Consider the following 13,325-nt stretch of genomic DNA (forward strand, 5'->3'; position numbering starts at 1 on the left):
TTTTTATTAGTATCCAAGTTTTGCCAGTCGCGCATACATCTCTACAAATGCACACTGATCTAGCAACCCTTTCGTTTCCTTCCTATCTTTAAGTGTCCAGTCCGTATAGAATAAACCTTTTTCATCCCGCATATAGTTCCAGGCATATTGCAGATTATTAGCAAAAACTGCCAAATACTTAGGATTATGATCTTGTTCAAATAGACTAATAAATCCCCGCATCATCACAGCATGAAACCATAAATTGCTGTTTTTTAACAATTTAAATTCTTGTCCTGTGACATCTTGAAAAAAATAAGAATAACAGGCTTCTCCGAGCTTTTGAGCATCCATCAAATATTGCTTCTCCTGAGTCAACCGGTACAATAAAGCCGCTGCTTGCAACATCTGACCCGAATTATAAGAGTATTTTGCTTTATCTATATGTCCATTTAAGCTCATATTATCCCAAAAAAGGCCATCATTAGGATCTTCTAATTTTTCTTTGGTCCAATGGTAAAGTCTCCTGCCCTCTTCCAAATAGTGGTTATCCTTCGTTGCTTCATACATCCTAAGCGCAAATACACTCGCAGGAGCATTAGAACATGCATTTTTAGATTCTTTTTTTTGTTCACACCAGTAGATACCACCACCAAGTAGGTCATCTTCACCGCTCATCACAAACGCCCACACTTCCTTCGCTTTAGTAAGATAATCTTGTTTTTTCGTCGACAAATAACTATCCGTAAAATCAATACCGAGCCAGATATTATCATCATAAAAGCGATCGGAAACAGGAGCGTTATTTAAGTATGATGCATATCCCACAGGAAGGCGTTTTTGATCACGATACCCCGCAAGGCCGACCAATACTTTTTGATCGAGTATATTCTGAAATTCTCTTTTTTTCTTCGGCAACTCCATCAAAGCATTAACAGCTGAAAAACTACCCGAAAAAGGCCATAGATAAGCATATTTCTTTTGCTGCGATGCTTGTTCGGTGTTATTCAAATAATCGGCTTTAAAACCCTCATCAAAAGGAAACCTTTCCAATAGAAGCTGGTTTTCAACATTTCCAAATAAATGATAAATCTGTTTCATAGTCTGCGTAGCTGCAACATCGAAGTGTACTTTTTCCTGTGCCTGTAAACCATTCGCCAAAAGTGTAATACTAAAAAGTAGGTAAAAACTAAATATTCTCATAATTAGATCCTTAAAAAAGGCTGTCCAATTTGATTGGACAGCCTCATTATGCTATTTATAACCTTCGTTTTGCGTTAGTTTATTATTTCTTTGAATTTCATCCGGTGATATAGGCCACAAAAGATCAGACTCTTTAAATACTGCACCTGATGCATTTTTAGCACCAATAAGGGGTACAAAATCTATTTTACCAGCATCAGTAGTTGAGATAACAGGAAACATCTTCGTCCTTACAATATCATCCCACATCTTGAACTCTAATGGAAATTCTCTCAAGCGTTCAATCCAACATTCTTTCACAAAAAGATCAACAGATAAACCTTGTAAATCAGAAGTAAATTGAGCAACAGTTTTACCTTCTGTATTTGCACGAGCTTTAACCTGCGCTAAGTAGCCCGCTGCTTCAGCAGTCACACTACCACTTTTAGCAATTGCTTCAGCGGCAATCAACAAAGCTTCAGGGTAACGATAAAAGTTCCAATCTTTTGTTGCTTTACCAGTAGTTAATAACGCTTGTTCATCAAAATAATACCAAATACCTGCATCAGTAGATTCCCAAACTTTACCATTAATTGGGTTTGTATATTTCCAGTGAAAAAATTGATTGGGTTGAATACGAAGATCTTTTGTATCATACACATTCAAAAATTGTTTTGTTGGACCAAAAACACGTTCAAAGATCGAATATTTATCAAATACCGATACAGCAGAAGAATTAAAAGCATAAGTTGGCCACCAGCTACCACTACTGATATTAGCATCATATTCTTGTGCGTAAATCACTTCATCCAAATCATCTGTAGTACGTAAGCGATTATAAGCACTACTCATGCCTAGATCAGTATTTACAGTCATGCTATGGCCTGAATTAACAACAATTTTAGCTGCTGTAGCAGCATCTGCAAATTTTCCTTGCTGTAAATATACATTCGCCAAAGTCATTGCTGCAACATACTTAGTGATCCTATGACCATTTTGAGCAAATTTAGCCGCAGGTAATACCTCAACAGCTTCTTTAAGATCCGCTTCAATTAATTCATACACTTTCGCCGCTGGTGTGCGTTCCAAATAAAGATCATCCTTTAAAGTTTCATTAGGAGTTGTAGGTAAAGGTATTGCTCCAAATGTTTTTACTAAATAAAAATAATTAAAGGCTCTAAAAAATTTAGCTTCTCCAATCAGACGATTTTTTGCTGCGTCTGCCATGTTAATATTAGGAATATACTTTAGACCCGCATTAGCAATATTAATAGCCTTATAACTATCATCCCATATCGTATTCATGGTACCAGAAATTAAGTTTGTATTATTTTGACGAGTCAATTCCCTCGAAAATAAACAAATTCGTTCTTGGCCTTCATAACTATTGGTAAAATATCCTGTTAACATTGTGCTGACAGATGCTGTAGGCCCAATATAAGCACTACTAGCAAAAGAAATACGCTGTTGAGCTCCACGACGATAAAGAGAATTTATTGTTCCCTCGGCCTGTCCAGCATTTTGATAATAATATTCTAACGATAGATTTGATTTTGGATCTTCTTCCAAAAATTTATTACATGAAGTTGTTAATGTCACACCCGCCAATAACAACATTACTAATTTATTTTTCATTTTGATAAGTTCTACGATTTAAAAAGTTACATTCACACCTAAAGAAAAAGTTTTCGCTCTCGGATAAGCAAAGAATGTCATATTCTGACCAAAATTCCCTGTTCCTTGAGAAGTACTTTCTGGATCATATCCTTTGAAATCACTCGATGTAAATAAAAATGGATTATTTGCATTTGCATAAATCCTTAAATTAGACATACCCACTCGCTTCAATACATCCGGATTAAAAGTATACCCCAATTGAATTAAATTAACTCTGATATAGGAACCATCTGCTACCCATGAATCATCCACATTTGTATCTTGACCGGCATGTCCTCCATTCGTTAAGTAGATTGCTTGTTGCATCGTATTTGGATTTGTACCATTATACGCATCTGTCAAGATCTCTTTTAAACCATTGGTAATTCCAAAACGATCATAAGTAGAGTGATAAAATTGTTGCATTACTTCCACACCTTTCACAAACTGAAGATCTAACGTAAAATCAAAGTTTTTATACCTTAAATTATTGATGAAACTACCTGTCCAATCTGGGATTCCTTTTCCAATAATTTCTTTCTCAGTTGTACGTTTCGCTCTTCCAACCTGGCTTAAAGTCGCATTACCCGCATCCACATCTTCTTGTGTATAAACACCCAATCTACGGTAACCGTAAAAACTATTTAAATTTTCTCCAACACGAATTACACTATTAGCGCCACCAACCCAGTTATTCATTAAAATATCAGCATTATTTTCACCTAATTTTAACACTTTATTTTTATTGTAATTCATGTTTAAAGATGATTTCCAGCTGAAGTTTTCACTATTTACAACTGTCCCTGTAATCATCATATCTAAACCTTGATTTTGTACAGAACCAATGTTTTTCATGACTGTGCTAAATCCTGAAGCAGTTGGTACAGGTGCATCTAACAATAAATCCGTTGTTTTCTTATGGTAAAAAGATACATCAAAATTCAAACGATTTTGAAATAACCCCAACTCAACCCCAACATCATATTGCGCTGTCCTTTCCCATTTTAAATCAGGGTTGGCAATTGCATTTACAAAAGAATATGGAGCTCTGTTACCATTCAATAAAATTGTTCCAGCCTCTACAATAGCTAAAGATTTATAAGGATCTATCTCAGAGTTACCTGTTAAGCCATAACTTGTATGAAATTTCAAGTTGCTAATCGATTCATTCCCCTTCAAGAAATCTTCATTAGAGACATTCCAGGCTAAACCAGCTGATGGGAAAAAAGCATATTTATTATTTTTTCCAAATTTAGATGATCCATCATAACGACTTGTAATAGTCGCAGAATAACGATTATCGTAAGAATAAGAAGCTCTAAGAAAATAAGAATTCATTGCCCATTTGTTCCAATTCGATCCTGGAGCTGCTGGTAAAATTCCGATTCCCATGTTATTTGATTCGTAAAAGTCATCAAAGAAACCTTCTGTTCTCGAGTTATCATAATCATAGGTACGCGCCTGCCATGATAATCCGGCCATCGCATTAATGCGGTGCTTATCAAACTGCTTATTATACGTTAAGTACGTTTCCTCTTGCCAATATAAAGTATTGGTATGATCTCTCTCAGCCCAACCATTCGGTCTGGAAATATTATTTAATGTTATAGATGAGTAACCTTTATATCTTTTTTGGTGATTATCAATACCAAATTGTGTTTTCAAATCTAGTCCATCGGCTAGGTGAAATGTTAAAGCAGCATTACCGAAAATCTGTGTATTATAGCGCTCCCGCTTTTGCAATTCTAAAATAGAAACAGGGTTGGCCATACCTTCAAAACCCAAAACATCAGAAATTTTAGAAGAAGCCGAATTCGTATACACACCCAATTTATCTCGTACAGGGTACCATGGTAACATTTCAATCATAGTACGGCGAGCATCTTGACCACCACCATCTTCAGGCGTATATTGTCCCCAAGTATGATTCACACTTAAATTAACGGCAGTGGATAACCAAGAAGTCGGTTTAGAATCATACGCTAACTTTCCGTTCAAACGCTTACTATAGGTACTATTGACGATACCTTGTTGGTCCGTGTAGTTTAAAAATGCTCCTACTGAAGATTTTTCATCTCCTTGCTGCAAATTCAGCTGATGATTTTGCGATATAGCAGTACGCGTTGCTTCTTTTTGCCAATCGGTATCATATAGTGGTTTACCTGCAGCGTCAAAGTAATCCGGATCATTAAACCATTTTGAACGATCCAAATCCCAAGTTTTTCCCTGATATTTATTTTCATTTTCTAAACCGATCATAAATGCATCTGTCCATTCCTGAGCATTTAAAAGGTCCATGTAACGCTGTGGAGTACTTATCCCTACCGAACCTTGGTAACTGATGGTACGTCTTCCATCTTTATTGCCACGTTTGGTAGTTACTAAAATAACCCCATTTGCACCACGTGCACCATAAATTGCGGCAGAAGACGCATCCTTTAATACTTCAATACTTTCAATATCATTGGGATTCAATAATTGAAAATCTTCCATCACCACGCCGTCCACTACGTATAATGGATTTGATGAAGAGTTAATCGTAGCCATACCACGGATGATCACTTTATTGCCATACGCACCAGGTTGACTGGAATTGGAGAAAATATTCACCCCAGATGCTTTCCCTCTTAAATTGTCCAATGGACTAAAGTTTTGATCTTTAATCATATCAGCACCTTTCACCATTGCAATAGATCCTGTCACATCCGATTTACGCATAGTACCATAACCGACTACCACGACTTCATCCAGCACATCTGCGGCAGATTCCAATCGAATGGTTAAACCTGAAGTACTACTTACTCTTGTCTCCGCGGTCTTAAATCCAACTGAAGATATGACCAGCATATCCCCTACTTTCGCATTAATACTAAAGCTACCGGTCTCAGAAGTCTGGGTACCTACGGAAGTTCCTTTAACAGAAACCGTTACACCCGAAACTGGGTTTCCGCTACTGTCCACAATTTTACCACTAACCTGTCCTTGTTTAGCAACAAGTTCTTTTGCTTTTGATACATGCGCATACCCCGACAAAGTAGCGGACGAGGCATTTACCTGTTGCATAGATCCAGCAATAACAGCTAAAGAAAAAAACAATTTAGAATTTTTCTTCAACTGCAAAAATGTTCTTGCGTCAAATTTGTTCATAATTTTTAAAGTGATTTTAGATTTATTTATTTGTTTCAGCCGTTTAAAAGAAGAAACATGTTTGTTTATTGGTTTTTAATTATACAACTTATATAGCCAGTACATCTAAAATTTCAAGCATAGGTATCCTTAGCTTGATAATAGTTTAATCGTTTTAGCTATTTAGAGTAAAAAATTATTGTACTAGAATTCCCTTTCAAAGACACTCAGACAAAATTATTACTTCAGTTATGTTAATTATAATGGATAAAAGGGTATTCAGTTTTTCATTTTAGTATCGAACATAAATTGGTCATCATATCATAATTTGTTTAATCGTTTTAGCAAATAAATTGTAAATATCATTCCTTAAGCCGTATCATAAACCGGATGTAAAGATATTTGGTTTGGTTTATCTTAATTTGTGATAATTAAGATTGGTTTAAATTAGTGCTTTAATTTTAAAGATTAAGTTTTTTTTTCAAAAAACTTAATCTTTAAAATTTTTTATATATTTCCTTTTTTCATCTCATTTACAGCATAATCCACCGCACGGGCCGAAAAAGCCATATATGTTAGAGAAGGATTTTGTGTAGAAGTTGAAGTCATTGCTGCACCGTCTGTAACAAATACATTGGGTACAGAATGAACTTGATTCCATTTATTCAGCATCGATGTTTTAGGATCCAATCCCATTCGTGCTCCACCCATCTCATGAATATCAAGACCTGGAGCCTGGCTACCGTCATCACGTCGGATATTTGTAAACCCAGCAGTCTGGAACATATCCTCCATTGTATCGAGATAATCCTTCTTCATCTTTGCATCGTTATCATCGTAATCGACAGCAATATGGAGTAGAGGAATTCCCCAATCATCCATTTTCTTTGTATCCAAGGTTACCTGTCCAGACTCTTTTGGTATAGTTTCGCCCATCATGTGAGAGCCAACCTGCCAATTTCCAAGCTTTGGATTCAGTAAGTTATTTTTTAACGATTCACCTGCTCCGCTTCGGTCACTGTCTTTACCCCGATATGCTCCAAAACCTGCGGCATATCCGCGGAGATAATCTGTTTCCTGCTTATGCAAGTTTCTAAACCGTGGAATATAACCACCGCCCGCAGGATTTCGTCCTTCCGTTGTATAGTCCTGCAATCCTTCATACTCCGCATAAATCCGGGCACTATAATTATGGAAAGCAACATATTTGCCCAATACACCAGAGTCATTACCCAATCCATTCGGGAAACGATTTGATTTAGAATTCAATAAAATCAAATTTGTATTAATTGCTGCCGCATTAACAAAAATAACGCGTGCATAAAAATCGATTTCTTCCTTCGTATTGGTGTCTATAACACGAACGCCAACAGCTTTCCCTTTTTGCTCATCATATAAAATAGAATGCACAACTGAAAAAGGACGCAAGGTCATATTACCCGTTTTTGCTGCCCATGGCAATGTCACCGCATTGGAGCTAAAGTAGCCTCCAAAAGGACAGCCACGCTGACATAATGTACGGTTTTGGCACTGCACACGTCCCTGATCAAAATGAATCTGATTAGGCTTCGAAAGATGTGCACAACGTGCCGAAATTACCTTCCGCTCAGGATATTTGGATGCAACGGATTGTTTGAAATATTTTTCAACCATATTAAGCGGATAGCCGGGTAAAAATTCGCCATCAGGCAATTCCGGCAAACCATCCTTATCCCCTGCAATCCCAGCAAATTTCTCAACATAATCGTACCATGGCTTTAAATCGGCATATCGAATCGGCCAATCAACAGCAAAACCATCGCGGGCTGGGCCTTCAAAATCAAAGTCTGACCAACGCTGTGTCTGTCTTGCCCATAACAACGATTTGCCACCTACCTGGTAACCACGAATCCAATCAAAAGGTTTGTCCTGCACATAAGGATGCTCTTTATCTTTTACAAAAAAATGAGCAGCATCTTCATGAAAAGCATAACATTTACTAACGATCGGATTCTCCTGTTTGATCGCATAAGGCATCTCATTACGATGTTCAAATTCCCAGGGATTCATATTGGTTGTTGGATAATCTTTGATATGCTTGACATCACGGCCACGCTCCAATACCAAAGTTTTTAATCCCTTTTCACACAATTCTTTCGCAGACCAACCACCGCTAATCCCCGATCCAATCACAATTGCATCGTAGGTTCTATCTTTTTGACTGTCTATATTAATATTTGCCATTTACGCTTTCAATTTTACCGCAGCTTGATAAGGCCCAGGAATCAATTTGTATATCAACTTGTTTTTCATCACGTATTCAGAATTTAAATATCCTTGAATAGCCCGATTTTTGAATATCTTAAAAAAAGCAACTTCATCTCCCTCCTTTTGACCCTCCAAAGTTGTTATCGAGGTTAAAAGCTCCTCTGGAGTCTGCGATTCGGAATTGTCCTTTAATGCCTGCATGCCCTTTACAAATACCTGTTGGTTTTCTGGACTTTCACAATCATCAACCATTTTCATTACAAACAGATGTAAGTTCAGCTCTAATCCACCAGGAGAGTCTGTCTTAGGGATCAGTATTTCAGCTAATTTTGCTAGGAAATCTTCATCTGTTGCAGATAACTTAATATTTTTGAGCACAATAGATGCCCCTCCTTGTTCACGAAGGCAAGATGGCAATAGAGCAATTCCTCCCGCAATAATAAACAATTGCTTAACAAGGGTTCTTCGATTCATCATAATAAGGTGTTCTTACTGCTGTAATATTAAAGATAATATTAAAAATAACAAAGCTAAAACGATTAATTTTTTGTAACAAAAATGCAAAAAGCTACCTCAGGATAGCATTAACCTCTTTTAAGTCTGAAAAAAGATAGGTTGCAAAATCCAGACGATCACGCTCAGCTTTTTGTTTGGTGACAGCAATGCACTTCAATCCGGCATCGATTGCCGCTCTCGCGCCTGTTGCAGTATCTTCTATAGCAACGACCTCTTCCTTACTAAAGCCCGATAACTGTAATGCTTTTTCATAACAAGATGGATTAGGTTTTGGAATAACAACATCCTCCCGAGTTACAAACCAGGAAAAATGCTCATGTAAATCATAATGTGTCAACATGCGATCTACAGTTGGCCTAAAATTAGAAGTCACTAATCCAATCTGAATATCCTGTTCAACCAAAAAATGAATCAGTTCTCTTGCATGGGGCATTAAGGGTATACTTAGCATATCTTGTTGCGCATAATTTTCCCTGGTGGTTTTCCACATAAATTCTTCCTTTACCTCTACGTCCCAGAGCTCTTTCATCGTCAATAGATTACGCGCTAAAGTATGTCCTGCAAAATGTTGAATCCAAGTTTCAAAATCTAAATCAATTGAAAAATGATACTTAAGAATTGGCTTCCATGCTTCAAAATAAAAACGTTCAGAATCCACCAAGGTCCCATCAAAATCAAAAAATACGGCTTTTAAATCTTTCATGCTTTAAAAATAGTCAAACCAAAGAGCAATTCCTACTCAACTATACCGCAATACACCGAATCGGAAAGTAAATCATTAAAAGAATCCCAAATTCCAAAATATATATGAATCGGCGCCCCATTTTCAGCGTGGCTGTTCAATGTTACTGTGCAGGCTCCCCGATGGACTTCCGTTGCTCCAATTTCAAGTTGCAATAAACCATCCAAGTTAAAAAGGCCAAAATTCATTTTATAAAAATTAGTGTTATACTCAGGCATAACTGTCCACTTCAAATATAGTGTATTTCCTTTCCTAGAAACGGAGCAACCTGCTGGAGAAGACAGAGGTCCTCTAAAAATAAATACTTTTTCTACATTGACATAATATTTACAATCGGCATCTAATTCCATGGCGTCTTTTAAGATATGGCGCTGTGCCATTTGAAAGGCACCTATTCGACTTCCTTTGGGAGAAAGATTGCGGTATCCATATTTCAGCAATTCAACCATTTCTTTAGCAAATGTGCTAGCCACTTTCATCTTCTGCCAGTTCATTAACATTGCTTCGCTAGGAGGTTTATTACTTTTTCTTCGTGAACCTCTAATAATATTTTTTCCATTGAGTTCATAAGCATAGATAGAACCCACTTTGCCTTTAAAAAGTCCATTAGGACCGTTCTCTTGAATTGCCATTGGTTTTATTTATAGATAACTTGGTTTTCCAATCACACCTATCCAACTCAATACCAAATATATACAATATTCAGTATTAATTTAGGTATTGTTTAACTTTTAGTGAGTATTTATAGGGGGTTAATAGAGGTATACCTCTATTAACCCTCTCTTAACCCTCTGTTATACCTACATTAAGTTTGAATAAAGTATGTATCTGGTCCGAATCAATTTGAATTACTTTCTACATTTGCTAAGTTTGTATATTCCGCACCATCAACGCATATATTCAGGTGCTTTACTTTAAGAAAGATCAAGATGAAAGTCATTGCTATAGGCCGTAACTATATAGACCACGCTAAAGAACTGAACAACCCTATCCCACAAGAGCCCGTTGTATTCATGAAACCCGACACCGCTTTATTGAAGGATAACAAAGACTTTTATTATCCAGAGTTTTCGAACGATATTCACTATGAAGCGGAAATCGTATTACGCATCTGTAAAGAAGGAAAACATGTAAGCCAAAAATTCGCAAACACATATTTTGATGCCATCGGACTCGGTATTGACTTCACAGCGCGAGACATACAACAAAAACACAAAGAGAAGGGTCTTCCCTGGGAGTTAGCAAAATCTTTTGATGGATCAGCTGTCATCAGCCCGTTGATTCCAAAGGAAGAGATTGATGATCTTAAAAATCTTGATTTCTCCTTGCTAAAGAACAAAGAGACCGTACAGCAGGGAAATACAAAAGATATGATTTTTTCTTATGACGATTTGATCGTTTATATCTCCAAGTTCATTACTTTACGAAAGGGAGATCTTATTTACACAGGTACTCCTGCAGGAGTTGGTCCCGTTGTAATCGGTGATACTTTAGTTGGTTTTATTGGTGAGAAACAAATGTTTAGTTGCACCATAAAGTAAGGTCTATGAAAAAATTAACAGCAATAATCGGGATGTTTGCGCTTGTTTCCAACACACTCCATGCACAGGATATCATCAAACATCGTCAATACCCTCAAAATTATTTTAGACCGCCTATGGATATTGCTCCGCAAGCCTCGGGTTCATTCGGAGAATTGAGAGCAACACATTTCCATGGCGGTGATGACTATCGGACGCAACAAAAAATAAACATACCTGTATATGCCGTTGCAGACGGTTTTGTTTCGCGTATTCGTGTACAGATCGGTGGTGGAGGAAATTCCGTATACCTCGATCATCCAAATGGCTATACTTCTGTATACCTACATTTAGAAAGCTTCAATAATGAGCTCAATGCTTTTATAAAAGCAGAGCAGTATAAACAAAAACGTTTTGACGTCGACCTATTTCTAAAACCTGGTCAGTTCAATTTGAAGAAAGGACAACTTCTGGCAAACTCAGGAAATACAGGAGGATCTGCAGGTCCACATCTTCATTTTGAAATTCGCGATACAAAACAGCAGCTTCCTTTCAACACACAACTTTTTGGACTTACATTTCCAGATGGTATTAAACCTATAATACGAGGTGTAACACTATATGATCTGGACAATCCTATTTTCGATGAAAATACACCCCGTAGACATCAGACTGTAAAAGCATTGGCCAATGGAAATTATAGTCTTGCCGGTAGCTCACCGATTCCTGTTAATGGTAAATTTGGTTTAGGGATCAATACCGTAGATAGGCGTAAAGGAATCTCCTTTACTTACGGTGTATATTCAATAGAATTATTTTTAGATAATAAAAATATCAGTACAGTACTCTTCGAAGCCATTCCTTTTGATAAGACCCGTGCTATCCATTCCTATATCGATTATCCTTATTGGAAAAAATCAAATGTACGTGTACAAAAGAGTTTTAAGCAACCCGGAAATCCAATCGATATCTATGCACAATTGGACAACAGCGGTGTTATGGAACTTAAAGATGATAAAGTACATCAGGTTCGGTATGTTGTCAAAGATGTTCAAGGCAATGTCACAGAAATAAATTTCGAAGTGCAACGAAATGCAAACTATGTAGTCAAAAACAATCCGTCAAACGCTGGTAAATACTTCAACTTCCTACTGGACAACATTTACCAAGCAGACAATGTTAAAGTAAGCATACCCAAAAATACGCTATATGACAATTTAAACTTTACTTATAGTGAGGGTCAAAAACCAGCCAACGGTTATTCTCAATTACATCGCGTCCATAATAAATTTACGCCTGTATTTGGCTCTTACACATTAAGTATTAGGCCAACTGCCGACCTGACGAAAGAACTGTACAGTAAGGCTCTTCTCGTTTCAACAGATGGTGGTGCACAGGGTGGAAAATATGAAAATGGTTTAGTAACAGCATCGGTACGCAGTTTTGGAGACTTCTATGTAGCCGTTGATACGATAGCTCCAAACATCACAGCCCGTAATCTCGTTAACAATAAAAATGTCAGTGCACAAAAGCAAATTGACTTTACCATTTCTGATAATCTATCGGGTATACAGTCATTCAATGCTTACATTGATGGCGAATGGGTGCTGATGAAATATGACCCAAAAAATCGTCATATCTGGCATAACTTCGAATCCACTTTAGGATCCGGAAAACATAGCTTTAAGCTCGAGGTAAAAGACTGGAAAGATAATGTCAGAGTTTATGAAGCAAGTTTCACCAGATAATCAGTATCTTGTTCATTAGATTAATTAATAACACATATGGCTACATTAGAAATAGGACAGAAAGCGCCTGCAATAACGGCTAAGAACCAAAATGGAGAAAATATTTCTTTGTCAGATTTTATTGGAACGAAGGTGATTTTATATTTCTACCCAAAAGATAATACACCAGGTTGCACAACAGAGGCTTGCAATTTTAGAGATAATTATCAGTCTTTAAAGAAAGATGGATTTGAAATTATCGGGGTAAGTATCGATGGAGAAGCTTCTCATCAAAAGTTCATCAACAAACATGAACTTCCCTTTCAATTACTGGTTGATGAAGATCAGAAAATTGTCAATGATTATGGTGTTTGGGTAGAAAAAAACATGTACGGTAAAAAGTATATGGGAACTGCACGCACAACATTTGTTATTGATGAACAAGGAAATATTGCTCACATCATTAAAAAGGTGGACAATAAGAATGCGTCTCAACAAATTCGCGATCTTATAAAATAATACTTAACAGTACTAGAATCATGATAAAAGAGTTAGCGGACTTGCATTTATATACATGGCCTGCACACGATTATCATTATCTAAGTACGACTATCTAAAATCTAAATACTA

Annotated in this window: 10 protein-coding genes; 3 read left to right on the forward strand and 7 right to left on the reverse strand. The window is 36.8% G+C overall.

Features of this window, described 5'->3' with window-relative positions; translation table 11 throughout:
• Window positions 1–6 precede the first annotated feature (6 nt).
• The 7 genes from FHR29_RS22760 to FHR29_RS22790 form a co-directional block, all read right to left on the reverse strand.
• Window positions 7–1,182, reverse strand: coding sequence for a glycoside hydrolase family 76 protein (locus tag FHR29_RS22760; RefSeq protein ID WP_183917400.1), 1,176 nt, complete (start codon window positions 1,180–1,182; stop codon window positions 7–9).
• Between the two features lie 51 nt (window positions 1,183–1,233).
• On the reverse strand, window positions 1,234–2,796 hold the full coding sequence (locus FHR29_RS22765) for a RagB/SusD family nutrient uptake outer membrane protein (protein WP_183917403.1): 1,563 nt from the start codon (window positions 2,794–2,796) through the stop codon (window positions 1,234–1,236).
• Between the two features lie 18 nt (window positions 2,797–2,814).
• The gene (locus tag FHR29_RS22770; protein WP_221197917.1) at window positions 2,815–5,964 is read right to left on the reverse strand and encodes a TonB-dependent receptor; all 3,150 of its coding nucleotides are present in this window, start codon (window positions 5,962–5,964) and stop codon (window positions 2,815–2,817) included.
• Window positions 5,965–6,450: 486 nt separating this feature from the next.
• Window positions 6,451–8,166 (reverse strand): GMC oxidoreductase, encoded by a 1,716-nt coding sequence (locus FHR29_RS22775; protein ID WP_183917405.1) that lies wholly within the window; start codon window positions 8,164–8,166, stop codon window positions 6,451–6,453.
• Window positions 8,167–8,667, reverse strand: a complete 501-nt coding sequence (locus tag FHR29_RS22780) for a gluconate 2-dehydrogenase subunit 3 family protein (RefSeq protein ID WP_260292672.1) — start codon at window positions 8,665–8,667, stop codon at window positions 8,167–8,169.
• A 91-nt stretch (window positions 8,668–8,758) separates the two neighbouring features.
• Complete coding sequence (locus tag FHR29_RS22785; protein ID WP_183917407.1) at window positions 8,759–9,409, reverse strand: HAD family phosphatase; 651 nt, start codon at window positions 9,407–9,409, stop codon at window positions 8,759–8,761.
• A gap of 32 nt (window positions 9,410–9,441) precedes the next feature.
• Window positions 9,442–10,080, reverse strand: a complete 639-nt coding sequence (locus FHR29_RS22790) for a DUF6266 family protein (RefSeq protein ID WP_183917409.1) — start codon at window positions 10,078–10,080, stop codon at window positions 9,442–9,444.
• 297 nt (window positions 10,081–10,377) lie between these two features.
• On the opposite strand from FHR29_RS22790, the gene FHR29_RS22795 reads away from it, so the two are divergent.
• From FHR29_RS22795 to bcp, 3 genes are read left to right on the forward strand one after another with little or no spacing between them, the layout of a single operon-like run.
• Window positions 10,378–10,989, forward strand: coding sequence for a fumarylacetoacetate hydrolase family protein (locus FHR29_RS22795; protein ID WP_183917411.1), 612 nt, complete (start codon window positions 10,378–10,380; stop codon window positions 10,987–10,989).
• A gap of 5 nt (window positions 10,990–10,994) precedes the next feature.
• Entirely contained in the window at window positions 10,995–12,716 is a 1,722-nt protein-coding gene (locus FHR29_RS22800) for a M23 family metallopeptidase (protein ID WP_183917413.1), read from the forward strand.
• 36 nt (window positions 12,717–12,752) lie between these two features.
• Window positions 12,753–13,214 (forward strand): thioredoxin-dependent thiol peroxidase, encoded by a 462-nt coding sequence (bcp, locus tag FHR29_RS22805; RefSeq protein WP_183917415.1) that lies wholly within the window; start codon window positions 12,753–12,755, stop codon window positions 13,212–13,214.
• Window positions 13,215–13,325 lie beyond the last annotated feature (111 nt).

Source organism: Sphingobacterium sp. JUb56 (assembly GCF_014191365.1).
GTDB classification, from domain to species: domain Bacteria; phylum Bacteroidota; class Bacteroidia; order Sphingobacteriales; family Sphingobacteriaceae; genus Sphingobacterium; species Sphingobacterium anhuiense.